At 76.3% G+C, this 24,231-nt stretch carries 23 protein-coding genes and 1 pseudogene; 12 read left to right on the top strand and 12 right to left on the bottom strand.

The window, feature by feature from the left end; all coding sequences use genetic code 11:
* Positions 1 to 124 precede the first annotated feature (124 nt).
* Genes ACWIZO_RS01565 through ACWIZO_RS01555 form a run of 3 tightly spaced genes read right to left on the bottom strand, consistent with a single transcriptional unit; the run spans position 125 to position 2,662 of the window.
* The gene (locus ACWIZO_RS01565) at positions 125 to 922 is read right to left on the bottom strand and encodes an ankyrin repeat domain-containing protein (protein WP_448640802.1); all 798 of its coding nucleotides are present in this window, start codon (positions 920 to 922) and stop codon (positions 125 to 127) included.
* Between the two features lie 46 nt (positions 923 to 968).
* The gene (locus tag ACWIZO_RS01560; protein WP_448640801.1) at positions 969 to 1,724 is read right to left on the bottom strand and encodes an ABC transporter permease; all 756 of its coding nucleotides are present in this window, start codon (positions 1,722 to 1,724) and stop codon (positions 969 to 971) included.
* Positions 1,721 to 2,662: an ATP-binding cassette domain-containing protein gene (locus ACWIZO_RS01555; protein WP_448640800.1), complete on the bottom strand. Its 942-nt coding sequence runs from the start codon at positions 2,660 to 2,662 to the stop codon at positions 1,721 to 1,723. Before ACWIZO_RS01555 ends, ACWIZO_RS01560 begins: the two co-directional genes overlap by 4 nt.
* A 215-nt stretch (positions 2,663 to 2,877) precedes the next feature.
* Here ACWIZO_RS01555 and ACWIZO_RS01550 point away from each other — a divergent pair, with 215 nt between their 5' ends.
* The 3 genes from ACWIZO_RS01550 (at position 2,878) to ACWIZO_RS01540 (ending at position 5,864) form a co-directional block, all read left to right on the top strand.
* Entirely contained in the window at positions 2,878 to 3,003 is a 126-nt protein-coding gene (locus ACWIZO_RS01550; RefSeq protein WP_448640799.1) for a hypothetical protein, read from the top strand.
* A gap of 17 nt (positions 3,004 to 3,020) precedes the next feature.
* On the top strand, positions 3,021 to 4,142 hold the full coding sequence (locus tag ACWIZO_RS01545) for an adenylate/guanylate cyclase domain-containing protein (protein WP_448640798.1): 1,122 nt from the start codon (positions 3,021 to 3,023) through the stop codon (positions 4,140 to 4,142).
* Between the two features lie 84 nt (positions 4,143 to 4,226).
* Complete coding sequence (locus tag ACWIZO_RS01540; protein ID WP_448640797.1) at positions 4,227 to 5,864, top strand: ABC-F family ATP-binding cassette domain-containing protein; 1,638 nt, start codon at positions 4,227 to 4,229, stop codon at positions 5,862 to 5,864.
* Between the two features lie 27 nt (positions 5,865 to 5,891).
* Here ACWIZO_RS01540 and ACWIZO_RS01535 read toward each other — a convergent pair whose 3' ends face one another.
* The 3 genes from ACWIZO_RS01535 to ACWIZO_RS01525 are packed head-to-tail and all read right to left on the bottom strand — an operon-like array spanning position 5,892 to position 7,895.
* A complete protein-coding gene (locus ACWIZO_RS01535) occupies positions 5,892 to 6,440 on the bottom strand; it encodes an N-acetyltransferase family protein (protein ID WP_448640796.1) in 549 nt (182 codons plus the stop codon).
* A gap of 2 nt (positions 6,441 to 6,442) precedes the next feature.
* Positions 6,443 to 7,558, bottom strand: a complete 1,116-nt coding sequence (locus ACWIZO_RS01530) for an alpha/beta fold hydrolase (RefSeq protein WP_448640795.1) — start codon at positions 7,556 to 7,558, stop codon at positions 6,443 to 6,445.
* Complete coding sequence (locus ACWIZO_RS01525; protein ID WP_448640794.1) at positions 7,479 to 7,895, bottom strand: hypothetical protein; 417 nt, start codon at positions 7,893 to 7,895, stop codon at positions 7,479 to 7,481. The genes ACWIZO_RS01530 and ACWIZO_RS01525 overlap by 80 nt, the downstream gene beginning before the upstream one ends.
* Before the next feature lie 136 nt (positions 7,896 to 8,031).
* Between ACWIZO_RS01525 and ACWIZO_RS01520 the strand changes: the two genes are divergently transcribed.
* A complete protein-coding gene (locus tag ACWIZO_RS01520; protein WP_448640793.1) occupies positions 8,032 to 8,802 on the top strand; it encodes an SDR family NAD(P)-dependent oxidoreductase in 771 nt (256 codons plus the stop codon).
* Positions 8,803 to 8,848: 46 nt separating this feature from the next.
* On the opposite strand, the gene ACWIZO_RS01515 is transcribed toward ACWIZO_RS01520, so the two are convergent.
* From ACWIZO_RS01515 to ACWIZO_RS01500, 4 genes are all read right to left on the bottom strand, one after another.
* Positions 8,849 to 11,032, bottom strand: coding sequence for an MMPL family transporter (locus tag ACWIZO_RS01515; protein WP_448640792.1), 2,184 nt, complete (start codon positions 11,030 to 11,032; stop codon positions 8,849 to 8,851).
* Between the two features lie 5 nt (positions 11,033 to 11,037).
* Positions 11,038 to 11,646 (bottom strand): TetR/AcrR family transcriptional regulator, encoded by a 609-nt coding sequence (locus ACWIZO_RS01510; protein WP_448640791.1) that lies wholly within the window; start codon positions 11,644 to 11,646, stop codon positions 11,038 to 11,040.
* A 100-nt stretch (positions 11,647 to 11,746) separates the two neighbouring features.
* Positions 11,747 to 12,430 carry a response regulator gene (locus ACWIZO_RS01505; protein ID WP_448640790.1) on the bottom strand — a complete coding sequence of 228 codons (684 nt, stop codon included), beginning with the start codon at positions 12,428 to 12,430 and terminating at the stop codon, positions 11,747 to 11,749.
* A complete protein-coding gene (locus ACWIZO_RS01500) occupies positions 12,427 to 13,752 on the bottom strand; it encodes a sensor histidine kinase (protein ID WP_448640789.1) in 1,326 nt (441 codons plus the stop codon). The genes ACWIZO_RS01505 and ACWIZO_RS01500 overlap by 4 nt, the downstream gene beginning before the upstream one ends.
* 203 nt (positions 13,753 to 13,955) lie before the next feature.
* On the opposite strand from ACWIZO_RS01500, the gene ACWIZO_RS01495 reads away from it, so the two are divergent.
* The 5 genes and pseudogenes from ACWIZO_RS01495 to ACWIZO_RS01475 all read left to right on the top strand — a co-directional run bounded on the left by ACWIZO_RS01495 (position 13,956) and on the right by ACWIZO_RS01475 (position 19,946).
* Positions 13,956 to 16,346: a serine hydrolase gene (locus tag ACWIZO_RS01495; protein WP_448640788.1), complete on the top strand. Its 2,391-nt coding sequence runs from the start codon at positions 13,956 to 13,958 to the stop codon at positions 16,344 to 16,346.
* Between the two features lie 191 nt (positions 16,347 to 16,537).
* On the top strand, positions 16,538 to 17,365 hold the full coding sequence (locus ACWIZO_RS01490; RefSeq protein ID WP_448640787.1) for a DUF1684 domain-containing protein: 828 nt from the start codon (positions 16,538 to 16,540) through the stop codon (positions 17,363 to 17,365).
* Positions 17,358 to 18,596, top strand: coding sequence for an LLM class flavin-dependent oxidoreductase (locus ACWIZO_RS01485; RefSeq protein ID WP_448640786.1), 1,239 nt, complete (start codon positions 17,358 to 17,360; stop codon positions 18,594 to 18,596). Before ACWIZO_RS01490 ends, ACWIZO_RS01485 begins: the two co-directional genes overlap by 8 nt.
* Positions 18,593 to 19,402, top strand: a pseudogene (locus tag ACWIZO_RS01480) (LLM class flavin-dependent oxidoreductase); the annotation flags it as partial. The gene ACWIZO_RS01485 and the pseudogene ACWIZO_RS01480, both read left to right, overlap by 4 nt.
* A gap of 82 nt (positions 19,403 to 19,484) precedes the next feature.
* Complete coding sequence (locus ACWIZO_RS01475; protein ID WP_448640785.1) at positions 19,485 to 19,946, top strand: hypothetical protein; 462 nt, start codon at positions 19,485 to 19,487, stop codon at positions 19,944 to 19,946.
* Positions 19,947 to 19,957: 11 nt separating this feature from the next.
* Here ACWIZO_RS01475 and ACWIZO_RS01470 read toward each other — a convergent pair whose 3' ends face one another.
* A complete protein-coding gene (locus ACWIZO_RS01470; protein WP_448640784.1) occupies positions 19,958 to 20,449 on the bottom strand; it encodes an NADPH-dependent FMN reductase in 492 nt (163 codons plus the stop codon).
* A 41-nt stretch (positions 20,450 to 20,490) separates the two neighbouring features.
* On the opposite strand from ACWIZO_RS01470, the gene ACWIZO_RS01465 reads away from it, so the two are divergent.
* Together ACWIZO_RS01465 and ACWIZO_RS01460 are read left to right on the top strand one after the other, a co-directional pair.
* Positions 20,491 to 20,757 (top strand): putative leader peptide, encoded by a 267-nt coding sequence (locus ACWIZO_RS01465; protein ID WP_448640783.1) that lies wholly within the window; start codon positions 20,491 to 20,493, stop codon positions 20,755 to 20,757.
* A gap of 43 nt (positions 20,758 to 20,800) precedes the next feature.
* Positions 20,801 to 22,675 (top strand): FAD/NAD(P)-binding protein, encoded by a 1,875-nt coding sequence (locus ACWIZO_RS01460; protein WP_448640782.1) that lies wholly within the window; start codon positions 20,801 to 20,803, stop codon positions 22,673 to 22,675.
* Between the two features lie 85 nt (positions 22,676 to 22,760).
* On the opposite strand, the gene ACWIZO_RS01455 is transcribed toward ACWIZO_RS01460, so the two are convergent.
* Complete coding sequence (locus ACWIZO_RS01455) at positions 22,761 to 23,429, bottom strand: class I SAM-dependent methyltransferase (RefSeq protein WP_448640781.1); 669 nt, start codon at positions 23,427 to 23,429, stop codon at positions 22,761 to 22,763.
* 114 nt (positions 23,430 to 23,543) lie between these two features.
* On the opposite strand from ACWIZO_RS01455, the gene ACWIZO_RS01450 reads away from it, so the two are divergent.
* A complete protein-coding gene (locus tag ACWIZO_RS01450; protein ID WP_448640780.1) occupies positions 23,544 to 24,227 on the top strand; it encodes a TIGR04222 domain-containing membrane protein in 684 nt (227 codons plus the stop codon).
* The last annotated feature ends 4 nt before the right edge of the window (positions 24,228 to 24,231 follow it).

Genomic DNA, 24,231 nt, shown 5'->3' with positions numbered 1-24,231 from the left:
GTGCCTTCTTCGTCGTCGTCGGTGGACGTCTCTGAGCCGGGGCCGGAGTCTACGCCCGTCGGTGGGGGCCGAACGGCGGAACGCGGGCGCCAGGAGGGGGTCCGCGGCCCGTCGGTGCAGTGGGTCAATCCGTGGCGCCGGAGGCGACCAGGAGGTCGACCAGGCCGTCCACGGCCCGCGCCCGACCTGCGTCGTCGCGCCGGGAGCGGGCTGCGGCGACCCGGCTGATGTCCAGGGCGCTGGCGCCGTCGCTGGTGGTGGCGTTGACGTCGGCCCCGGCGGCCAGCAGCACGCGCACCACCTCGGGCGCGTCGCCGCCCGCGCCGGCCGACACGGCCTCGTGCAGTGGCGTGCGCCCGGTGTCGGGGTCGCGCCGGTCGACCGACGCGCCGGCCGCCAGCAGCACGCGCACCAGGTCGGCCCGCCGGACGGTGGCCGCGGCCGCCAGCGCGCCGCCGTCGGGGTCGGCGCCGCGGTCGAGCAGCAGCCGCAGGGTCTGCGCGGCGCCGCCGGCCGCGGCGAGGGTGAGCAGGTCCAGGCCGCTGGCCGGGTCGGTGAGCGGGGCGCCGGCGTCGAGCTCGCGGGCCAGCCGGCGGGCGTCGTCGAGGGAGGCCGCGGCCGGTGCGTCCGGCACGGCGCCCAGCTCGCCGAGCACGTCCACCAGCCCGGGGGCGTGCTCGACGGCCACGTGCAGCGGCGTGCGCCCGGACTCCGTGCGGGTCGTGAGGTCGGCACCGGCGCCGACCAGGACCCGCACGACGTCCTCCCGGCCGGCTGCCGCGGCCAGGTGCAGCGGCGTCCAGCCGGTCTCGCCGGCGTGCTCCACCGTGCCGGTCAGGAGTCGAGGAGCGTCCGCGACCGCCGTCCGCACCCCGGCGACGTCGCCGGCGGCCACCAGCCGCGCGAGGCGCGGCGCGGTCATGCGGGTCGTCATCCGGGGTCCCCCGTCCTCCGTGCGGCGCCCGGGCTCAGACCACGTCGCGGCGGACGGCGAGGACCGTGCCGAGCAGGGCGGTGAGCAGACCGTAGCCGAGCAACAACAGGCCGCCAGCGGCGGGCCCGAGCAGGTCCGGGGCCTGCAGGGTGGCGGTCAGCGCCTCGAGCCCGCCGCCCGGCATCCACTTGTATGCGGCGGCGGTGGCCGGGATCTGCCGGATGATCGGCTCGACCACGTAGAGGTAGACCAGCGCGCCGACGATGGCCCCGACCTGGTTGCGCAGCAGGGCGCCGATGCCCACCCCGATGACCGCGTAGACCACCAGCGCGAGCCCGCTGCTGAGCAGGACGCGGAGGTCGTCCCCGTCGAGGTCGGGCACGGCGCCGCGCGCGCCGGCGGCGACGTAGACGACCAGCACGTTGACGGCCAGCACCACCAGCGCCAGCGGGACGGCGGCCAGCGCGTAGGCCAGCAGCTTGGCCGTCACCACGCGGCCCCGGCGAGGTGTGGTGAGGAACGTCGGTGTCGCCGTCCGGTGCCGGTACTCCTGGGTCGTCCCGATGACGCCGAGGATGAGGAACAGGACGACGACGTTCGTGCTGGTGGCGAAGGCCAGCTGCTCGTAGACGTCGCTGCCGACGGAGGGGACCGGGCTCCGGGCGTTCCCGGCGAAGGCGGTCAACAGGATGCTGAACCCGGCGACGAGCACGCAGGCGCCGACCAGCAGGCCGATCCAGACGCGCGTGGTGAACAGCTTGGTCCACTCGGCGCGGACGAGCCCGGTCATCGCGCGGCTCCCTCGGGGGTCGGGGTGGGGGAGCCGGCGGCGAACTGCTCCTGCCCGGCGGTGAGCCGGAAGTAGAGGTCCTCCAGGCCGGTGGTCTCGGCCCGCAGCTCGTGCAGCTCCACCCCCGCGGCGAAGGCGCGGGCGCCGACCTCGGCCGGCGTCGACCCGGTCACGGTCACCACGCCGTCCTCGCCGCGGGAGGGGTCGAGGCCGGCGTCGGCGAGCACGGCGGCGAGCCGGCCGGCCTCCGGGCTGCGCACGAGCACGGTGCCGGCGCCGTGCGCGCCGGAGCGCAGCTCGGCGATCGAGCCCTGCCGCACCAGCCGGCCGGCGCCCACGATGACCACGCGGTCGGCGGTCTGCTCCATCTCCGCCAGCAGGTGGCTGGAGACCAGGACCGTCCGGCCCTCGCCGTGGGCCAGGTGCCGCAGGAAGCCGCGCAGCCACAGGATGCCCTCGGGGTCGAGGCCGTTGGCCGGTTCGTCGAGCACCAGCACCGGCGGGTCGCCCAGCAGGGCGGTGGCCAGGGCCAGCCGCTGCCGCATGCCCAGGGAGTAGCCCCCGGCGCGGCGCCGGCCGGCCGCGGCCAGGCCGACGGTGGTGAGGACCTCGTCGGCGCGAGCGAGGGGCAGCCCCGCGGCGCGGCAGTAGACCCGCAGGTGGTCGCGCCCGGAGCGGGCGGGGTGGAAGGCGGTCTCGAGGACCGCGCCGACGGTGCGCACCGGGTCGGGCAGCGCCGCGTAGGGGGCGCCGTCGAAGGTCGCGGTGCCGGCGTCGGGCGTGATCAGGCCGAGCACCATGCGCAGCGTCGTGGTCTTGCCTGCTCCGTTCGGGCCGAGGAAACCGGTGACCGCGCCCGGCTCCACGGTGAAGCCGAGGTCGGCGACCGCCCGCACGGGACCGAAGCTCTTGGTCAGGCCCGACACCTCGACCCGCACGGGTCCGCGGTGACCGGCCGCGTCGCTGGCCGTGGTCGCGATTGCCCTGTCTCCCCTCGTCGTCCACCCCCGTGCACCGGCCATCCTGGCCCACGCGGCCCCGCGGACGGCAGCTCCGGCAGCCGCGACACGCCCTCCCCGGGCGGTTCCCGCGACGTCCCCGAGACGGCATGACCGGCGGCACGGTGCCGTCCGCCGGTCACTAGAGTCGCGCCGTGAGCGCCTACCGGACGATCGTGGTCGGCACGGACGGCTCCGTCCCCTCCCTCCGCGCGGGCGGTCCCCGGCGGCCGGGCCGGCGGTCAGTCGGTGGCGAGCCCGTCGTGCACGCCACCGACTGACCGCCGGTCCGGCCGCCATGGACGCTCCCGGCACGGACCCTCCCGGACGGGACCCGGACTCCGCGATCCGGGACGCGCTCGAGCGCCTGCTGCTCGGCGGGCCGCGCCGGCTGACCCGGCTGCAGGTCGCCGAGGCCGCCGGCATGCCGCCCGAGCGCACCCAGCGGCTGTGGCGGGCGCTCGGGTTCCCCGACGTCGCCGACGACGACCCCGCCTTCACCCTCGCCGACGTCGGGGCACTGGGGACCCTCACGGCGCTCATCGACTCCGGCTTCGTCGACGCCGACACCGAGGCCTCGATCGCCCGGGCCACCGCGCAGGCGCTGTCGCGGCTGGCCGACTGGCAGACCGACATGCTCGCCGAGGTCCTCACCCGGCAGGCCCGGGAGCACGGGAGGGCCGACGCCGTGGCCGCCGCCGAGGTGCTGCTGCCGCTGCTGACCCGCACCCAGGACTACGTGTGGCGCCGGCACCTGGCGGCCAACGTCGACCGGCTGCTGTCGGCCGACGCGCCGGGGGACCGGCGGGAGCTGGCCGTCGGCTTCGCCGACCTGGTCGACTACACCGCCCGCTCGCGCGGCATGGACGGCCGCGAGCTCGGCGCGATGGTCGAGGCGTTCGAGGCGACGGCCACCGAGGTGATCGCCCGCTCGCACGGCCGGGTCGTCAAGACCGTCGGCGACGGCGTCCTCTACACCGCCGCCTCGGCCGTCGACGCCGTCGAGATCGGGCTGACCCTGCCCGACGCGTGGGAGACCGAGGACCGCCCGCCGCTGCGGGTGGGTGCCGCCCACGGCACGGTGCTCACGCGGCTGGGCGACGTCTACTCGCCGGTGGTCAACCTGGCCAGCCGGCTGACCTCGGTGGCCCGGCCCGGGACGGTGCTGGTCGACCGCGTGCTCGCCGGTCACCTGCGCGGCCTGCACGGCTACCGCGTGCGGCCGCTGCGCCGGGTCTCGGTGCGCGGCTACGAGCAGCTGCAGCCGTGGCTGGTGCAGCGCCGGCCGCCGCGGGAGGACGACAACGCCCTGGAGGAGATGCTCGACGAGCTGACCGACGACGTGCTGGCCACTGGGCCGGAGGACGACGTGGGCGGCCTGTTCGAGGGCGCGGACCCCGGATACGACGAGGACGGCTGAGCCGCTCGCGCGCTATGGTGGCCCCGTGCTGTGAGCCCCGAGACCGACGTCGTCTGGATCCGACCGTCCTCCCGGGAGCACCTCATGAGCGCCACCCTCGTCGCGCGCGGCCTGGCCGCCGGCCACGGAGCCCGCGTCCTCTTCTCCGACCTCGACCTCGTCGTCGCCCCCGGTGACGTCGTCGGGCTGGTCGGCGTCAACGGCGCCGGCAAGTCCACCCTGCTGCGCACGCTGGCCGGCGAGCTGCCGGCCGAGTCCGGCTCGATCGCGTTGAGCCCGCCGACGGCGACCGTCGGCCACCTGCCGCAGGAGCGCGAGCGGCGCGAGGGCGAGACCGTCGCCGCGGCGCTGGCCCGCCGCACCGGCGTCACCGCCGCGCAGGCCGCCCTGGACGCCGCCACCGAGGACCTCACCGCCGGCCGGCCCGGTGCCGACGACGCCTACGGCGAGGCGCTGGAGCGGTGGCTGGCCCTCGGCGGCGCCGACCTCGACGAGCGGCTCGGTCAGGTGCTGGTCGACGTCGCTCCCGGCGTCGACCCGGACGCGCCGATGCCCTCGCTGTCGGGTGGCCAGGCGGCGCGGGTCGGGCTGGCCGCGCTGCTGCTGTCGCGCCACGACGTCCTGCTGCTCGACGAGCCGACCAACGACCTCGACCTGGCCGGCCTCGAGCAGCTGGAGGCCTTCGTCGCCGGCAACCGCGCGGGCATCGTGCTGGTCAGCCACGACCGGGAGTTCCTGTCGCGCACGGTCACCCGCGTCGTCGAGCTCGACCTGGCCCAGCAGCTGGTCCGGGTGGTCGACGGCGGGTACGAGGCCTACCTGGCCGAGCGGGAGGTGGCCCGCCGGCACGCGCGTGAGGAGTACGAGGAGTACGCCGAGACGAGGGCCGACCTCGAGGCCCGGGCGCGGATGCAGCGCAACTGGCTGGCCAAGGGCGTGCGGGACGCGGTCAAGAAGCGACGGGACCCCGACAAGTTCATCACGGCGCACAACCGGGCGACGGCGGAGAAGCAGGGCGCGAAGGCCAAGCAGACCGAGCGGCGGATCGAGCGGCTGGAGGTGGTCGAGGAGCCCCGCAAGGAGTGGGAGCTGCGGATGACCATCGCCGCCGCGCCGCGCGCCGGGGCCGTCGTCGCCACCCTGCGCGACGCCGTGGTCCGGCGGGGCGGGTTCACGCTCGGGCCGGTGAGCCTGCAGGTCGACTGGGGCGACCGGGTGGCCATCACCGGGCCCAACGGGTCGGGCAAGACGACGCTGCTGGGTGCGCTGCTGGGGCGGGTCCCGCTGGACTCGGGCAGCGCCTCGCTCGGCCCGGCGGTGCGGCTGGGCGAGGTCGACCAGGCGCGCGGGCTGTTCGTCGGCGAGCGCCGGCTGCTCGACGCGTTCGCCGCGGAGGTGCCCGACTGGCCGACCGCCGAGGTGCGCACCCTGCTGGCCAAGTTCGGCCTCACCGCCGAGCACGTGCTGCGCCCGGCCACCTCGCTCTCCCCGGGCGAGCGCACCCGCGCGGCGCTGGCGCTGCTGCAGGCCCGCGGGGTCAACGTGCTGGTGCTCGACGAGCCGACCAACCACCTGGACCTGCCGGCCATCGAGCAGCTCGAGTCGGCGCTGGCCGCCTATCCCGGCACGCTGCTGCTGGTGACCCACGACCGCCGGATGCTCGAGGCGGTCGCGACCACCCGCCGCATCGCCGTCGACGGCGGCCGGGTCACGGGAGGGTGAGCCGACCTGCGGGGGCGCCTGCGCAGGTCAGCTCAGGTCCTGGCCGAGCGCCTCGTCCAGGCCGACGGTGGCCATGCCGGCCCAGGTCTCGTCGACGTGGTGGGCCAGCACCATCAGGTCGCGCAGCTGCCCCTCGCGGTCGCGGACGTGGTCGCGCAGCAGCGCCTCGCCGGTGAAGCCGAGGTCGGTGAACAGCGCCAGCGCCGCGCCCTGCTCGGCGACCACCTCGACCACCAGCTTGGCCAGCCCGTCGCCGACCGCCGACACCAGGGCGAGGCGGGCCAGCTGCCGGCCCAGCCCCGAGCCGCGCCGGGTCGGGGAGACGACCAGCCGCACCTCGCCCACGTGCGACGACCAGCCGGTCAGCGGGCGGACGGCGACGTAGCCGGCCACCTCGCCGGAGTCGCCGTCCACGGCCACCCACCGCCGGCCGCCGGCCTTCCCGGTCGCCCACGACCGGACGACGTCGGGGTCGGTGACCTCCTCCTCGATGAACGTCAGGTCGCCCTCGGGCAGCCCGCCGAAGAAGCGCAGCAGGGCGTCGCCGTGCGCCTCCTGCAGCTGGAGGACCTCCACCGTCACTGGTCCTCCTCCTGCCCGGCCGCCGGGCCGGGCGCGCTCTCGTCGCTGCGTCGCCGGAGGAAGTCGATGATCTCCGGCACCGTCGTCTTCGCCGCCGTCCGGCCGACGACCAGGCCCATGTGGCCGGCCTTGAGGCGCAGCTCGTGCTTGTCCTCCGACCCGACCAGGTCGATCAGCGGCGCGGTCGCGTCCGGCGGCACGATGTGGTCCCGGTCGGCCCGCACGGTCAGGAACGGCCACCGGATGTCGGACAGGTGCACCCGGTCACCGCCGACGGTCAGCCGGTCGGTGACCATCCCGTTGTCCCGCACGAGCATCTGCACCGTCTCGCGCGCGGCCGCCCCGGGGAAGGGGATGTGGTCGTCCGACCAGCCGGTCATCGCCTGGTAGGCCGAGACGTACTCGTCGCTCCAGAGCTTCTCCCACAGCGTCACGTAGCGGGTGACCTCGGCCGTGGGCGTGAGGGTCTTGAAGCCCTGCACCACCACCCGCGGCGGCACGTTGCCGTCCTCGTCCACGACGTCGTCGACCTCGAGACCGCCGCGGAAGACGTCGGCCATCGGGCCCATCTGCGTGAAGTCGACCGGGGTGGCGAGGACGGTGAGGCTGCGCACCGGTGCGTCGGGGTGGTGGGCGGCGTAGAGCAGGGAGAGGTCGCCGCCGAAGCAGTAGCCGAAGAGGTTGACCTCGTCGGCGCCGGAGATCTCCCGCACCCGCTCGACGGCGGCGGGGATGTAGTCGTCGACGTAGTCCTCGAGCCGGTTCTGCGCGTCGCGGGCGTCCGGCTCGCCCCAGTCGACCATGTACACGTCGAAGCCCGCGTCGAGCAGCTGCTCGATGAAGCTGTTGCCCGGCGTCAGGTCGAGGATGTAGCTGCGGCTGACCAGGCTGAACACGACGAGCAGCGGCGGGGAGTACCGCACCCTGTCGCTGCGGTAGTGCCACAGCTGCGTGCGGCCGCGCTCCCAGACGACGTCCTTGGGCGTGAGCCCGACGCCGGGCCGGTCGACGCCGGCGACGAGCTTGATGCCGTTACGTGCCCTGAGGGCGTTGCGCTCGACGTCGCGCCGGACGCGGTCGAGGACTGCTTGCGGGCTGGGCGCCGTCGGCATCGGGCTCCTCCGGGGTCGCGTCGGCAGCGGCGCGGGGTCGGCGCCGCTCGTTCTCCAGTTGCACGGTCAGCCGCCGGACCTCCCGGTCGAGCGCGCCGATCTGGGCGCGCAGGCGGGCCAGGTCGGTGCCGGCCGGCAGGTTGAGCAGGTGCCAGGCGCGGGCCGACACCCCACGGGCGCCGTCGCGGGCGAGGTTCTGCGCGCGGCGCGCGAGGGCGACGCCGGTGGCGAATCCCGGCGTCCGGACCAGGTTGTCCGCGTGCGGGGTGACGCGGCGCTCGACGGCGTCGAACGCCTGCCGCCACTGCGGCGACCCCGACGGTGTCCCCGACGTCATGGACGGACCTCCTCCGTGTGCGGACCGGCTGACGGGGGCTCCCTACCCGCCCGGCCGGTGATACACCCCACACCACGGTTACGGTCCCGGTGGAGTCGGGGGGACCGACAGAGGGACCGACAGAAGGAGTGCACTCGTGGCGGACAGCACTGTCCTGGACATGTTCCGGCTCGACGGCCGGGTGGCGATCGTGACGGGAGCGTCCTCGGGGCTGGGCGTGGTGTTCGCCCGGGCGCTGGCGCAGGCGGGGGCCGACGTCGCCCTGGGCGCCCGGCGGGAGGATCGGATGACCGCCACCAAGGAGGCGGTCGAGGCGGCCGGACGCCGGGCGATCACCGTGCGCACCGACGTCGCGCAGGTGGAGGACTGCCAGGCCCTGGTCGACGCCGCGATGGCCGAGTTCGGCCGGGTCGACGTCCTGGTCAACAACGCCGGCATCGGCACCGCGGCGCCGGCCACCCGGGAGAAGCCCGAGGAGTTCCGGCAGGTCATCGACGTCAACCTCAACGGCTGCTACTGGATGGCGCAGGCCTGCGGACGGGTCATGCAGCCGGGCAGCTCGATCGTGAACATCTCCAGCGTGCTGGGGCTGACCACCGCCGGGCTGCCGCAGGCGGCCTACGCGGCCAGCAAGGCGGGGCTGATCGGCCTGACCCGCGACCTGGCCCAGCAGTGGACCGGCCGCAAGGGCATCCGGGTCAACGCGCTGGCCCCGGGCTTCTTCGCCTCGGAGATGACCGACCAGTACCCGGAGGGCTACCTCGACCAGCAGATGGGCCGCGTCCTCGCCGGCCGGCCCGGTGACCCGATGGAGCTGGCCGCCGCGCTCGTCTTCCTCGTCAGCGACGCCGGCGGCTACGTCACCGGGACGACGATCCCGGTGGAGGGCGGCATGCTCACCAGCTGACGCCGCCCCGGGGGCCCCGCGCACGGCGGGGCCCCGGGGAGCGGGGTCAGCGCCGGGCGGCGCCGACCATCTCGGGCCGGTCCTCGGCGGCGACCGGACGCTGCAGGCCGGCGCCCTCCACGTCGAGGACGGGCAGCCAGCGCAGCCAGCGGGGCAGCCACCACGCCCGGTGGCCGAGCAGCGCCAGCGCCGCCGGCACCAGCACCATGCGGACGACGAAGGCGTCGAAGAGGATGCCGGCGGCCAGCGCGAAGGCGATCGACTTGATGGTCGCCTCGCCGGCGGGGACGAACCCGGCGAAGACGCTGAACATGATCAGCGCGGCCGCGACGACGACCGGCGCCGCCTGCCGGAAGCCGGTGCGGATCGCCTCCAGCGGCGAGGCGCCGTGCGCGTGCGCCTCGTGCATCCGCGACACCAGGAAGATCTGGTAGTCCATCGCCAGGCCGAACAGGATGCCGATGACCAGGATCGGCGTGAGGCTGATCAGCGGCCCGGTCGCGTCGAGGTTGACCACGTCGGCCAGCCAGCCCCACTGGAACACCGCGACCGTCGCCCCGAGCGAGGCGCCGATGGTGAGCACGAAGCCCAGGACGCCGACCAGCGGCACCAGCAGCGAGCGGAAGACCAGCACGAGCAGGACCAGCGCCAGGCCGATCACGAGCGCCAGGTAGACCGGCATCGCCTCGTCCAGGCTCCGCGCGACGTCCACGCTGACCGCGGTCTGGCCGGTCACCGACGCCTGGACCCCGTCGGTGCCGGCGAGCAGGTCGCGCAGGTCGGCGACGAGCTGCTCGGTGGCCGGGTCCGTGGGACCGGACCGCGGGACGACCGTGAGCAGCGCCGCGGTGTCGTCGGCGTCGGGCACCGGCGGGGTGACCAGCGCAACGTCGTCGAGGCCGGTGACCGCGCCGCTGACCCCGGCCGCGGCCTCGGCCGCGCCGTCGCCCTCGAACAGGACGGTGATCGGGCCGTTGACGCCCTCGCCGAAGCCGTCGGCGAGCAGCTGCTGGGCGCGGGCCTGGGTGCTGTCGCTGGCGGGGGTCTGCACCAGCGTGGTCTGCATCGAGAAGAACGGGACGGCGACGATCGCCAGGGCGGCCACCGCGAGCAACAGCGACGGCACCCGGTGGCGGGTGACCGTGCCGACCCAGCCGACCAGGAAGCCGCGTCGGGGGGCCTCGTGCAGCCCGTGCCGCACCGCGGTGGGCCGGTGCCGCTTCGGCAGCGCGCGGTGCCCGAGGAACCCGAGGACGGCCGGCACGAGGGTGAGGGCGATGAGGACGGCGACGACGATCGTGGCGGCCGCGGCCACGCCCATCTGGGTCAGGAACGGGATGCCGACGACCGACAGGCCGACCAGCGCGATGACCACGGTGAGACCGGCGGTGACCACGGCCGAGCCCGCGGTGCCCGTGGCGACGGCGACCGCGGTGCCGACGTCGGCGCCCCGGCGCAGCTCCTGGCGGAAGCGGGTGACGATGAACAGCGTGTAGTCGATGCCGACGGCCAGGCCGAGCATCGCGGCCAGCGTCGGCGTCGTCGAGGACAGGTCGGTGAAGCCGGTGGCGATCGTGATGCCCAGGACCCCGATGCCCACGCCGACCAGCGCGGTCAGCAGGTTCAGCCCGGCCATCACCAGCGTGCCGTAGGTGACGGCGAGGACCACGAGCGCGACGACGACGCCGATCGCCTCGGCGGGACCCCCGACGTGCGGCGGCTCCTGGACGGCCTCGCCGCCGACCTCGACGGTCAGCCCGGTGTCCCGGGCGTCGTCGACGGCGGTCAGCAGGGCGTCCTGCTCCTCGGGCGTGACCTCGCCGGGCGCGGCGTCGTAGGTGACGGTGCTGTAGCCGGTGGTCTGGTCGGCGTTCACCGTGGGCGCCGCCGGGTCCAGCGGGTTCGTCGCCGACGCGACGCCTGGCAGCTGCGCCAGCTCGCCGGCCAGCGCGGTGACCGCGGCGGCGTTCTCCGGCGAGGTCAGGGGGGCGCCGTCGGGGGCCTGCACGACCACCCGGGCGCTGGCGCCGCCGCCCACGCCGAACTCCTCGCCGATCCGCTCGAGCGCGGTCGTCGACTCCTGTCCGGGGATGGAGAAGGAGTTGGTGGTCTCGCCGGCCAGGGTGACCGCGCCGACGCCACCGGCGACGAGGACGACGAGCCAGACGAGGAGGACGGACAGCCGGTGCCGGTGCGAGGAGGCGCCGAGCCGGGACAACAACACAGCCATGCTGATCAGGCCTCCGCCTGGTCGGGGGTGGGGAGGGCGGCGCCGGGGCGGCGGTGGCCCAGCGCGTCGGTGCAGGTGGCGACGACGTGCGGCCGCCACGCGGTGGTGCGGTCCTCGGCGTGGGCCGCGAGGGTCAGGACGGCGAGCGCGGCCAGCGCCCCGAGGACCCGGACGAGTCGCTGCGGCTCGGTGGCCTCGCGGTCGACGCCGAAGACCTGCAGCACCAGCTCGGGCACCGAGGTGTCCGGGTCGTCGACGCCATCGATACGGGTGCCCTCGAGCCGGGTGACCGGGGCGAGCAGCAGGGCGACGAGGCCGGGGTGGGCGAGGGCGACGTCGACCAGCACCTCCACGGCGCGCCGGTCGCGCTCCGCGCCGGCCGGGAGGTCGCGCACCTCGTCGAGGACCTGCTTGCCGAACGTGTCGGCCTGGGCGAGGACGGCCTCGTGGAGCGCGTCCTTGGAGGGGAAGTGGTGCAGCAACCCGGCCTTGGACAGGCCGACGGCGGCCGCGACGTCCTGCACGGACGTCTTGGTGAAGCCGCGACGGGCGAAGAGGGCGGCGGCGCGGTCGAGGATGCCCTCGTCGACCTGCTGCCGGAAGGGTCGTCCCACGGGGTCCACCGTACGGCGGGCCGACCGTATCGGTCGGTCTACCGACCGAACCGGTCGGTGGTGTCGCCCACAGCGGCGGCCGGCGGCCCTGCGGCCGGGGCTAGGTGCGCGGCGCGCCGGGTCTGACCAGGCCGCTCTCGTAGGCGACCACGACGGCCTGCGCGCGGCTGCCCAGGTGCAGCTTGGCCGTGACCCGGCCCAGGTGGGTCTTCACCGTCGCCTCGGTGACGAACAGCTCGCGGGCGATCTCCTGGTTGCTGCGGCCGGTTCCCACCAGCCGCAGGACGTCGACCTCCCGGTCGGTCAGGCCGTCGAGGCGCACCGTGGCCGGCCGCCAGGAGGGGTCGGGGCCGCGGGCGAACTCGGCGATGAGCCGGCGGGTGAGGGCGGGGGAGAGCAGCGCGTCGCCCTGGGCGACGACCCGGACCGCGGCGAGGAGCTCGACCGGCCGGGTGTCCTTGAGCAGGAAGCCGGAGGCGCCGGCGCGCAGGGCCGCGAACACGTGGTCGTCGAGGTCGAAGGTGGTGAGGACCAGGACCCGCGGCCGGCTCCCGTCGTCGGCCCGGCAGCGCTCCAGGATCGTCCGGGTGGCCTCGATGCCGTCCATCACCGGCATCCGGACGTCCATGAGGACGACGTCGGGGCGGTGGGCGCAGGCCAGCTCGACGGCCTCCTGCCCGTCGCCGGCCTCGCCCACGACCTCGAGGCCGTCGTCGCGCAGCAGGGCGCAGAAGCCGGCCCGGACCAGCTCCTGGTCGTCGACGACGAGCACGCGGACGGTCACGGCAGGCCCTGCGGCGCCGGTGCCGGCCGCACGTGCAGCGGCAGCCTCGCGCGGAGGAGGAAGCCGCCGCGCGGTCCGGGCCCGGTCTCGAGGTGCCCGCCGACCGAGGCGGCGCGCTCGCGCAGGCCGACGAGCCCGTAGCCGCCGCCGGGCCGACCGCTCGCCGGCCCGGGCCCGTCGTCGTCCACCTCGATCAGCAGGCCGTCCTCGCGCCAGGTGAGCGCGACCTCGACCGTCGCCGGGCCGGCGTGCTTCGCGGCGTTGGTCAGCGCCTCCTGCAGGATGCGGTAGGCGGCCAGGTCCAGCTGGGCGGTCAGCGGCCGGGGCGTCCCCGACGTCGACAGCGTGACCGCGGACCCGGCTGCCCGGGCCGTGGCCAGCAGCTCCTCGAGCCGGTCGAGCCCCGGCTGGGGGGTGCGGGTCGCTGCTCCTGCCGCCGAGCCCGCCGGTGCGGCGCCGTCGCCGGTGGCCCTGCCGCTGGTGGCCCTGCCGTCGGTGGCCCTGCCATCGGTGGCCCTGCCATCGGTGGCCCTGCCGTCGGTGGCCACGTCGTCGGCGGCCACGTCGTCGACGCGGAGGACGCCGAGCAGCTGGCGCATCTCGGCCAGGGTGCGGCGGCTGGTGTCCTCGACGACGGTGAGCGCCCGGCGGGCGGTCCCGGGGTCGCGGTCCATGACGTGGCGGCCGACGCCGGCCTGGACGGCGATGACGCTCATGCTGTGCGCCATCACGTCGTGGAGCTCGCGGGCGATCCGCAGGCGCTCGTGCACGACGGCCTCGCGGCTGTGCGCCTCGCGGCTCGCCTCCGCCTCCCGGGCCCGCTCGGCCAGGGCGCGGGCCTGCCGCCGCTGCGTCCGGGCCGCGTCGCCCAGGGCCCACATGGCGCCGGTCACCAGCAGGTCGGCCAGCACGTCGTTGAGGGTGTACCCCTGCGGCCACGAGAACGTGAAGACGACCATGCCCGCCAGCACGAGCGGGACCGCCCCCAGCGAGATCCGCCGCGGGTACCGCGCCGCCACGCCGTAGAGCGCGACGAGGACGCCGTAGCCCGAGATCGACTCGGGGTAGCCCAGGAGGCTGTAGCCGACCACCCCGGCGGAGGTCAGCGCCATCGCCGTCCACGGCCGCCGCCGGAGCAGCAGGACCGGCAGCGCGGCCAGCGCGGCCAGTGCCCAGGCGCCGGCGTCGACGGGCCGCTGGCCCGCGACCGCGGCCGGTGCGGCCAGCAGCTGCGCCGCGGTGACCACGGTGACGGCTCCGGTCAGGGCGACGTCGGCGAGCCGGGGCGGGATCCGTCGCGCGGGGGCGGGGGAGTGCGCCACGGCCGCCACGGTAGGGCCGGGCCGGGCCCGTGGCGTCCTCCTCCAGGACGACACCCGGCCTCCTCCCCGGGTCGGGTGCACGACCTCGCCGTGCCCTCCCCGGGGGAGGTCGAGGACCCCGCCGCCGGGTGACGCGCACCCGGCTCCGCCGCTCCTAGCGTCCGGGGCCGTCCCGAGCGGGACACCGGCGAGGGGAGAGCGCGATGGCGGCCAGCGAGGTGCCCGGACCGACCGGCCGGGACGGCGACCGGTGGGCGTGGCGGCCGGTCGTCCTGTTCTGCGCGGTCGCGCTGCCGGCCGCGGGCGCGCTGCAGCTCGTGGCGGACGCGACCGGGTCCTCCCCCCAGGCCTGGAGCCTCGTGCAGTTCGCGCCCTCGATCGCGGTGGCCGCCGTGCTCGCGGTCTCCCCGCCCCTGCGGAGCCTGGTGGCGGCCACCGTCCGCGGGAGCAGCGCCGCCACGGTGCGCCGGCTGGGTCCGGTCGCGGGCACCGTGGCCCTCGTCCTCCTCGCGTACGTGGGGGTCCGCGCCGTGCTGGGGGAGCCGGTCGAGGTGCTGCCGCTGCGCGACCTGACCGCTCCGCTCGCGGTCGTGGCCTCGCTGGCGCTGCTGGGCGCGTGCGGCGAGGAGCTGGGCTGGCGGTGCCTGCTCCAGCCGCTGCTGCGCCGCCGCTTCCCCGTGCTGGGGGCCAGCACGGTCGTCGGCCTGCTGTGGACCGCCTGGCACGTGCAGGTCCTCGCGCGCGGGGTGGTCGTGGCCGGTGCCTTCGTGCTCGCCGGCGTGGCGATGTCCGTGGTGCTGGGCGTGGCCGTGGAGCGCGGCCGTGGCTCCTCCCTGCTGATCGCGGGGGTCTTCCACGCCCTGGTCAACCTCGGCGGGCTCCTCCTCCGGGACGACGGGGTGGGCGACGGCGCGGACGGCTGGGTGTTCGCGCTGGTGTGGGTGCTCGCCGCGGCCGTGTGGGTCCTCGCCGACCGGAGGTCTCCCCGCCGGCCCGCGGCGGGCACGGCGCCCCGCCGCCGCGCGCCGCGGGCCGGGACGCTGCCCGGGCTGGCGCGCGCGACGGCGGCTGGGGTGGTGGCCGGGGTGGCGGGCGCGCTGGTCCTCCTCCCGGGAGCGGCGGCCTCCGCCGCCCCGGCGGGCGGCGTGGCCCCCACCGGCGTGGAGCAGCGGGTGCGGGCCCAGCTGGCGGCGTCCTCCGTCCCCGTGGCGTCCTACGCGGTCGTCGACGGCGGGCGGGTGCGGACCGGGGGCTGGGGTCCCGGCATCGACGGCGACACCCCGTTCGTCATCGGCTCGGTCACCAAGACCGTCACCGCGCTGGCGGTCGTGCAGCTGGCCGACCGCGGGCTGGTCGACCTCGACGCGCCCGCCGCCCGCTACCTGCCCGGCTTCCGCACCGCCGACCCGGCCGCCGTCGTCACGGTGCGGCACCTGCTGGAGCAGACCAGCGGGCTGCCCACCGAGGCGGGCCTGGACGTCTACGCGGACCCGCGGCTGTCGCTGCGCGCGCGGGTCGCCGGAGCCGCGGACGTCGAGCCGGTCAGCCGGCCCGGCGACGCGTTCCACTACTGCAACCTCAACTACGCCGTGCTGGGCCTGCTGGTGGAGCGGGTGTCCGGGCGGTCCTTCGGCGACTACGTCGAGGACGAGGTGTTCGCGCCGCTCGGCATGGCGCACAGCTCCGTCCGGCTCGCCGACGCGGCGGCCGACGGCCTGCCCGAGGGGTCGACGGTCTGGTTCGGGCTGAGCGTCGGCCAGGACGCGCGGTGGTACGACGGCGCGCTGGCCGACGGCCAGCTGGTCTCCACCGCGCACGACCTGGCGACCTACCTGCGGTTCCAGCTCGGGGACGGCACCTGGCAGGGGCGCCGGGTCGTCTCCGCGGCCGGCCTGCGCGCCATGCACACCGCGGCCGTGCCGACGCCGCCCGGCGCCGCGGCCGAGGACACGGCGTCCTACGGCCTCGGGTGGGGGATCGGCAGCGTCGGCGGGCACCGGGTGGTCGCCCACGGCGGGGACGAGGTCGGGTTCCACGCCGACGTGGGGCTGCTGCCCGACACCGGGCAGGCCCTCGTCGTCCTGACCGCCCGCAATGGGTTCCTCACCGACCCGGCCGCTGCCTACCGCGCCGGCCTGCACGCGCTGGCCGGCCTGCCCGCGGCGGACCCGAGCCGGGCATTCGGGTGGACCTACGCCGTCGTGGACGCCGCCACGGTCCTGGCCCTCGCGGCGATGGGGTGGTCGCTGTGGCGCCGGCGGAGGTGGGCGGCGTCCCTGCCCGGTCGGGCCGCCCGCCGCGGCCGGTGGGGCGCCCTCGCGCCGACCGTCGTGCTCGACGTCCTCCTCGCCGGAGCCCTGTACCTCGGGGTGTTCGTGGGACTGGGCACCCTGCTGCTCGGCTCCCCGTTCACCGTCCCCCTGCTGCTCGGCTCCACCCCCGACCTCCTGTGCCTGGTGCTCGCCGGGATCGCCTTCTCGCTGGTCAAGGCCGTCCTCGACCTGCTGCTCGGGCTCCGCGCGCTGGGGCGCCCGGCCGGCCGGCGCGCGCGACCGGTCCCGACCGCCGCTGCGGCCCGGCGGAGCGGCTCGTGACGCCCGTCCCGCGGAGGCGGCGACAGCCGGAGCGACCGTGCACGAGCTCGCCCGTCCCGACACGGCGCCCGGGCCGCCGGTGGGAGCTGCCCGACGAGCGGTCGACGCGCCGGTGGTCGTCCCGCCGGTGGGATCGTGATGCCCGTGGGCAGCCCGCGCCGCGCCCCCGCCGTCACCGTCCGAGGAGCGTCATGACCACCACCCTTCCCGACCGGGACGTCTTCGCCCGCGCCTGGGCCGACTGGCACCGGCAGCACGAGGCCCGGCTGGCCGACCCGCACGGCTTCCTCGCCGTCACCGCCCTGCACTGGCTCACCGGCGACCCCCGGCGCTTCGACGGCGTGCCTGGCGCCTGGTCCACCGGGCCGGACGGCGTCGAGGTCGTCCTCGACCCCGGCGAGGAGATCGCCCTCGACGGCGTCCCGCTGGCCGGCCGGCACTCCTTCGGCGTCGTCCCCGAGCGGGGCGGCGTGCTGGCCACCTGCGGCGACACCGTGCTGGAGATCGCCAAGCGCGGCGGGCACGACATCCTGCGCCCGCGGCACCCGGACAACCCGCTGCGTGCCCGCTTCCGCGGCACGCCGGCCTACGAGCCGGACCCGCGCTGGGTCGTCCCCGGCCGCTACGTCCCGTTCGACGAGCCGCGGCCGACCACGGTGGGCGCCGCGGTCGACGGGCTGCTGCACGTCTACGACGCCCCCGGCCGCGTCGAGTTCGAGCTCGGCGGGCAGCCGCTGGCGCTCACCGCGTTCCCCGGCAAGGAGCCCGGCAGCCTCATGGTGCTGTTCACCGACGCCACCAGCGGCGTCACCACCTACGCGGCCAACCGGTCGCTGTCCCTGGGCGTGCCGGGCCCCGACGGCTCGGTCACCCTGGACTTCACCCGGGCGACCAACCTGCCGTGCGCCTACACCGACCTGGCCACCTGTCCGCTGCCGCCCGCGGAGAACCGGCTGCCCGTGGCCGTGGAGGCCGGCGAGCGGATCCCGTACGAGCGGCTGGAGGCCTCCCGTGCCTGACCCCCTGCACACCGGCCACCTACACCTGGCCGTCGCCCTGGACGGCGCCGGCTGGCACCCCGCTGCCTGGCGCGAGCCGGACGCCCGCCCGGCGGAGCTGTTCACCGCCGGGTACTGGGCCGACCTGGTGCGCGAGGCCGAGGCCGGCCTGCTCGACCTGGTCACCCTCGAGGACTCCTTCGCGCTGCAGTCCGACGACCGGTTCCGGCCCGACGACCGCACCGACCGGGTGCGCGGCCGGCTCGACGCCGTCCTCGTCGCCGCCCGCGTCGCCCCGCTCACGCGGAACATCGGCCTGGTGCCGACCGCCCTGGTCACCCACACCGAGCCGTTCCACCTGTCCAAGGCGATCGCCACCCTCGACTTCGTGAGCGGCGGGCGCGCCGGCGTGCAGGTGCGCGTGTCGCTGGCGCAGCACGAGGCCCGGCTGTTCGGCCGGCGCGAGTTCCCCGAGCTGACCCGCGTCGACCGCGACGACCCGGCCGTGCAGCAGGTGCTGCGCGACGCGTTCGACGAGGCCGCCGACTGGGTCGAGGTGGTCCGCCGGCTCTGGGACAGCTGGGAGGACGACGCGGAGATCCGCGACGTCGCCACCGGCCGGTTCGTCGACCGCGAGAAGCTGCACTACGTCGACTTCGCGGGCCGCTCCTTCTCGGTCAAGGGCCCCTCGATCACCCCGCGCCCGCCGCAGGGCCAGCCGCTGGTCGCGGCGCTGGCGCACCAGCGCATCCCGTACGAGCTGGTCGCCTCGTCCGCCGACCTCGGCTTCGTCACCCCGCGGCATGCCGACGACGCCCGCGCGATCGTCGCCGAGGTGCGGCAGGCGCAGGAGGCCGTGGGCCGTGCCGGCGAGCGGGTGCACCTCTTCGGCGACGTCGTCGTCTTCGTCGACGACGACGCGGCCGCGGCCCGCGCGCGCAGGGAGCGCCTCGACGAGCGGGCGGGTGCGGAGTACCGCAGCGACGCGGTCGTCCTCACCGGCACGCCGGCGGACCTGGCCGACCTGCTGCAGGAGTGGGCCGCCGCCGGGCTCACCGGGTTCCGGCTGCGCCCCGGCGCGCTGCCGCACGACCTGACCGCCATCACCCGTGGCCTGGTGCCCGAGCTGCAGCGCCGCGGCGCGTTCCGCACCGGGTACGAGGCCGGGGCAGGGGCCGGGACGCTGCGCGGGCTGCTCGGCCTGCCGCGCCCGGCCAACCGCTACGCCCGCGACGACGCCACCGTCGCGTGACAGGAGAGACCGTGACCAAGCAGGTGCACCTCGCCGCGCACTTCCCGGGCGTCAACAACACCACCGTCTGGAGCGACCCCGCCTCGGGCAGCCAGATCGACTTCAGCTCGTTCGTGCACTTCGCGCAGACCGCCGAGCGGGGGAGGCTCGACTTCCTGTTCCTCGCCGAGGGGCTGCGGCTGCGCGAGCAGAACGGGGCCATCTACGACCTCGACGTCGTCGGCAGGCCGGACACCTTCACCGTGCTGGCCGCCCTCGGCGCGGTCACCGACCGGCTGGGCCTGACCGGGACGATCAACTCGACGTTCAACGAGCCGTTCGAGGTGGCCCGCCAGTTCGCCAGCCTCGACCACCTCACCGCCGGGCGAGCCGCCTGGAACGTCGTCACCTCGTGGGACGCCTTCACCGGCGAGAACTTCCGCCGGGGCGGCTTCCTGCCGCAGGACCAGCGCTACGAGCGCGCCCGCACGTTCCTGCAGACCACGTGGGAGCTGTTCGACTCCTGGCGCGGCGACGAGGTCCTGGCCGACAGGGAGTCCGGGGTCTTCCTGCGCGACCCGCACCCGGGCGCGTTCGCGCACTCCGACGCGCACTTCGACATCGCCGGGCAGTTCTCCGTGCCGCGCAGCCCGCAGGGCCGGCCGGTCGTCTTCCAGGCCGGCGACTCGGAGGAGGGCCGCGAGTTCGCCGCGTCGTCCGCCGACGCCATCTTCAGCCGGCACGCCACCAAGGAGGCCGGCCAGGCCTTCTACCGCGACGTCAAGGGCCGGCTGGAGAAGTACGGGCGCACGCCCGACCAGCTGCTCATCCTGCCGGCGGCCACGTTCGTCGTCGGCGCCACCGACGCCGAGGCCGCGGAGCTTCGCCCACGAGATCCGCCGCCAGCAGGTGTCCGGGCAGACGGCGCTGCGGTTCCTCGAGCAGGTGTGGAACCGCGACCTGTCCGCCTACGACCCCGACGGCCCGCTGCCCGACGTCGACCCGCTGGTGGGGGAGACCCACGTGGCCCAGGGCCGGGCGCAGGTGCGCATGTACCGCGACCCGCTGGCCACCGCGCGGCAGTGGCGCGAGCTCGCCGCGGAGAAGGGCTGCTCCATCCGCGAGCTGATGATCGAGGTGCAGAGCCGGCAGTCGTTCGTCGGCAGCCCGCAGACGGTGGCCGCGGAGATCGACGACCTCGTGCAGTCCGACGCCAGCGACGGCTTCATCCTCGTGCCGCACCTGGTGCCCGGCGGGCTGGACCCCTTCGTCGACTCCGTCGTCCCGCTGCTGCAGGAGCGCGGTGTCTTCCGCGCCGACTACGAGGGGACGACGCTGCGCGACCACCTGGGCCTGGCGCCCCTGCCCTGACGGCTGTCCCCTCAGCGCCGCCGCGCCGCGGCCACCTGCGGCGCGGCGGTGGCCAGCCACGGGTCCAGCGCCGCCGGGTCGTCCCAGCTCTTCTCCACCAGGTAGAGCCCGCGGGTGGGCGCGGTCGCGCCCAGCTCGACCAGCACCGGCTTGAGCAGCAGCTCCGGCGCCAGGTGGTGGGTCGGCCCGCCGCCGAGCATGAGCGGGACGGCGACCACGCCGGCCAGGTCGCCGGTGCCGACCTGGTCGAGGAACAGCTTGAGCAGCCCGGTGTAGGTGGCCTTGTACGTGGGGCTGGCGACGACGGCGACGTCGGCGGCCGTCAGCGCCTCGACCGCCGCGCCGACCGCGGGGTCGCCCCAGCCGAGCAGGCCCGGACCGAGGTCGACCACGTCGACCACGACGTCCGGCGGGGCGCCGGTGAGCCGCTCGACCACGAGTTCGGCCGCCGCGCGGGTGCGGGAACGGGGCTTGGGGTTGCCGACGACGGCGATCGTGCCCATGCCACACAGTGGACTACCCATCCCGATCGGATTCGACGGGTATGCCCCTCACTCGGCAGGGTCGGGACCGGTCACGCGTCGGCTCCGCGCGCCGGCAGGGCCGCTGGCAGCCGGTCGACGACCCGTGTCCCCTCGCCGGCCCTGGGCGCGGCGGGCGGAGATCCCCGGTGACCCCGGGAAGGCCGGGCGCGGGCCCGCTGTTGGTCCCGGGTGAGGAGAGGAGGGGACGCGTGCGCCGACCGGTCCTGTCGCGACGCCGGCACATCGACCTGCTCCGCACCAGCAGCGCCCTGTGCCCGGCCTGCTGACCGCCGTCCCTCCCGCGACGTCCCGGCCTGGAGTCCCCCTCTCATGACCCTCCCGTCTCCCCGTCCCGCCGTCCTGTGCGTGGTCGGCGCCGGCCCGACCGCCGTCGGCGTGCTCGAGCGCCTGGTCGCCAACGCCGTCGAGCTGCGCGACGGCCGGCCGCTCGAGGTCCACCTGGTCGACCCGCACCCGCCGGGCGGCGGCCGCGTCTGGCGGGCCGAGCAGCCGCGGCTGCTGTGGGCCAACTCGCTCGTCGCCGACGTCACCGTGCTGCCCGACCGCTCCGTCGTCGTCGACGGGCCGGTGGGGGAGGGGACCACGCTGTGGCAGTGGGTCGAGCGCGTCGGCCGCATGCTGCCCGAGGCCGACCCGGTCGGCGCCGAGGCACGGCGGCTGACCCCGACGTCGTTCCCGTCCCGGCCGCTGGTCAACGCCTATCTCGGCTGGGTCCTCGAGCAGGTGGTGGCTGCCGGCGAGCCGGAGGTGCGGGTGCACCGCCACCGGCAGCAGGCGGTCGACGTGCGGCCCCGGCCGGACGGCGCCGACGTCGTGCTGGCCGACGGCCGGGTGCTCGCGGCCGACGTCGTCCTGCTGGCCCAGGGCCACCTCGACGCCCGGCCCACCACCACCGAGCGGGCCACGCAGCGCTGGGCCGCCGCCCGCGGGCTCACCTACGTGCCGCCGGGCTACACCGCCGACCTGGACCTCTCGGTGCTCCGGCCCGGTGAGGACGTCCTCGTGCGCGGCGCCGGGCTGGCGTTCGTCGACCTCGTCGTCCTGCTCACCAGCGGCCGGGGCGGGGAGTTCGAGCGCGGCGACGACGGCCGGCTGCGCTACCTCGCCTCCGGGCGCGAGCCGGTGCTGCACGTCGGGTCCCGCCGCGGGGTGCCCTACCGGGCGAAGCTCGGCTACGTCTGGCCGGGCCCGCCCGTCCCGCTGCGCTTCTTCACCCCCGCGGCGATCGACGAGGCGTTCGGCCCGGGACAGCTGGACCTGCGCGTGGACCTCGCGCCGGTCATCGAGCGGGAGCTCGCGTGGGCGCACCACACCGAGCTGTTCCGCGCCCACCCGGAGCGGACGCGGATGGCCTGGGACGAGTTCGCCGAGCGCTTCGCCACCGACCCGGACGGCGTGGACGCGCTGGTCGAGCAGGCCGTCCCCGACCCCGCCGACCGCTTCGACCTGCCCGCCCGGAACCGCCCGCTGGCCGGCCGGCGGTTCGGCGACGCCGCCGAGCTGCAGGAGTGGCTGCGGGCCCACGTCCGCGCCGACCTCGCCCGCGCCGCGGACCCGGCCCACAGCCCGGACGCCGCGGTCTTCACCGCGCTGCTGTTCTGCCACGGCACGGTGGCCACCCTCGCCGCCACCGGCCGGCTCACCCCGCGCTCGGAGGCCGAGGACGTCGCCGGCTGGTGGATGAACCTGTTCAGCTACCTGGCCAGCGGTCCGCCGGCACCGCGGCTGGAGGAGCTGGTCGCGCTCTCCGAGGCCGGCGTCGTCCGCTTCCTCGGCGGCGACGTGCAGATCGACCTCGACGCCTCCACCGGCCTGTTCCGGGCGACGTCGGCCAGTGTCGACGGCGTCACCGAGGCCCGCGCCCTGGTCGAGGCGCGGCTGCCCGCCCCCGACGTCGCCGTCTCTCCGGACCCGCTGGTCAGCGGCCTGCTGCAGCGCGACGAGGCGGCCGGCAGGGGCCGTGGGGGCCGGCTGCACGTCGATGCCGCCCAGCGCGTGGTCGACGCCGCGGGCGTCCCGCACCCCCGGCTGTTCGCCGCCGGCTACTGGACCTCCGGCGCGCAGGTCGCGGCCTTCGCCCGACCGGGCACCAACGCCCCGTTCTTCCGGCAGAACGACGCGCTCGCCCGCGCGCTCTGGCAGGAGCTCGCCCCGGCGCAGGCCGCGGTGGAGGTGGCCTCGTGACGGACCCGCCGACGCTCCTGTGAGGTCGTCACCGCGCTCGACCGACCGCTGAGCCGGATCGGGGGTCGAACCGGTCGGACCGGGGTCAGCCCGGCCGCCGCGCGGCGAGGACCACCTGACCCGGGAGAGCAAGGGCCGACGGATCCGCAGCAGGCGGCGGCAGCCGCAGCTCGGCGACCGGCTGCAGGCCGGCCCCGGCGAGCAGGGCGGCCAGCTGCCGGGGCCGCCAGAGGTGGGTCGTCCAGGTGACGGGCTCGCCGTAGACCTCGGTGCGATCGAAGTCGCCGTCGCCCACGTGCATCCCCAGCAGGAGCTGCCCACCCGGGAGCAGCGCCCGGGCGAACGAGGCGAGCACGTCGGGCAGCACGTGGCGAGGCAGGTTGAACAGCGACCACCAGCCCAGCACGCCACCGAGGGATGCCTCGGCCAGGTCGAGCTCAGTGGCGGAGGCGACGGCGAACCGCAGTCCGGGGTGCAGCCGGCGGGCGTGCGCGATCATCCGCGGCGACAGGTCGACACCGGAGACGTCGACGCCCAGCCCCGCCAGGTGGGCGGTGACCGTTCCCGGGCCACAGCCGACGTCGAGCACCGGACCGAGGGCGCGGACGTCCTCGGCGAACGCACCGAGAGCGGCGCGCAGCCACGGGGACGGCGCCAGGTCACCGATCCCCATCGCGACGTAGTTGTCAGCCACCCGGTCGTAGGACGCCCGAACGCGGTGCAGGTCCGCGGGCTGCTCGACCGGGTCGGACACGAGGACCGAGGCTAGAGGCCGATCAGAGCCGGCGTGTACGTCGCTCCGGGACGCGGTGGTTCCTGAGATCGTGTGCCCGAACGCGGCATCCGATCCTCGAGCAAGGACGACGGCATGACCGGAGCGCACGTCCCCCTCCTCGGTTCCGACCTGTACGAGGTCGCCCTCCTGGCCGGCGGGCCGCGCCGGGTGGTCGACGCCGCGGTGGTGGCCCTGATCGAGGCCGGGCGCCTGCGGGTCTTCCGGTCCATCGCCGAGGTGCACGTGGTCGACCCCCACCCCCGACACCCCGTCGAGGCCGCCGTGCTCGACGCAGCAGAGCCGCACGCCCGCCGGTCGCTCGACGGGGTCGTCCGGCGGGTGCGCACCGACGCCCGGCTGGTCGCTCTCGCCGATGGCCTCCGGCAGGCCGGTCTGGTCTCCCGGCGCGGCGGCGTCGACGCCACAGGGGAGTGGCCCTGGACGGCCGTCGGACTGACCCGGGCCGGACGGCGCGCCCTCCGCCGCCTCCGGTCCGACTCGACGCTCGTCGGGCGCTCCGAGGCCCACGCGGTGGCACTGGGTGGGCCTCGGACGTGGGCGGACGGCGAGCTGCTGCGGGCGGTCGTCCTCGCAGCTCCTCGGCCGCATCCACCGGCGGACCCGGAGTCGAGCGGGCGCGAGGGCCGCCGGAGCCGCTCCGCAACGTGGGTTCACGGCGCCGGAGCAGGGTGGGCCGCGGCCGACTGGGGCGGCCTCGGGGGCGGTTATGGCGGTGACTGCGGCGCCGGCGGTGGCGGTGCCGGCGGCGGGTGCTGAGACG

This window comes from Geodermatophilus sp. URMC 63 (assembly GCF_053502565.1).
The sequence above is the reverse complement of the archived record's forward strand: the minus strand, read 5'-3'. Positions and strand labels throughout refer to the sequence as shown.

Excerpts from the sequence above, each read along its gene's own strand:
- ACWIZO_RS01565 (WP_448640802.1), bottom strand. The coding sequence starts at position 922 with ATGACCGCGCCGCGCCTCGCGCGGCTGGTGGCCGCCGGCGACGTCGCC.
- ACWIZO_RS01560 (WP_448640801.1), bottom strand. The coding sequence starts at position 1,724 with ATGACCGGGCTCGTCCGCGCCGAGTGGACCAAGCTGTTCACCACGCGC.
- ACWIZO_RS01545 (WP_448640798.1), top strand. The coding sequence starts at position 3,021 with ATGGACGCTCCCGGCACGGACCCTCCCGGACGGGACCCGGACTCCGCG.
- ACWIZO_RS01540 (WP_448640797.1), top strand. The coding sequence starts at position 4,227 with ATGAGCGCCACCCTCGTCGCGCGCGGCCTGGCCGCCGGCCACGGAGCC.
- ACWIZO_RS01530 (WP_448640795.1), bottom strand. The coding sequence starts at position 7,558 with ATGCCGACGGCGCCCAGCCCGCAAGCAGTCCTCGACCGCGTCCGGCGC.
- ACWIZO_RS01525 (WP_448640794.1), bottom strand. The coding sequence starts at position 7,895 with ATGACGTCGGGGACACCGTCGGGGTCGCCGCAGTGGCGGCAGGCGTTC.
- ACWIZO_RS01515 (WP_448640792.1), bottom strand. The coding sequence starts at position 11,032 with ATGGCTGTGTTGTTGTCCCGGCTCGGCGCCTCCTCGCACCGGCACCGG.
- ACWIZO_RS01495 (WP_448640788.1), top strand. The coding sequence starts at position 13,956 with ATGGCGGCCAGCGAGGTGCCCGGACCGACCGGCCGGGACGGCGACCGG.
- ACWIZO_RS01490 (WP_448640787.1), top strand. The coding sequence starts at position 16,538 with ATGACCACCACCCTTCCCGACCGGGACGTCTTCGCCCGCGCCTGGGCC.
- ACWIZO_RS01470 (WP_448640784.1), bottom strand. The coding sequence starts at position 20,449 with ATGGGCACGATCGCCGTCGTCGGCAACCCCAAGCCCCGTTCCCGCACC.
- ACWIZO_RS01465 (WP_448640783.1), top strand. The coding sequence starts at position 20,491 with ATGCCCCTCACTCGGCAGGGTCGGGACCGGTCACGCGTCGGCTCCGCG.
- ACWIZO_RS01460 (WP_448640782.1), top strand. The coding sequence starts at position 20,801 with ATGACCCTCCCGTCTCCCCGTCCCGCCGTCCTGTGCGTGGTCGGCGCC.
- ACWIZO_RS01450 (WP_448640780.1), top strand. The coding sequence starts at position 23,544 with ATGACCGGAGCGCACGTCCCCCTCCTCGGTTCCGACCTGTACGAGGTC.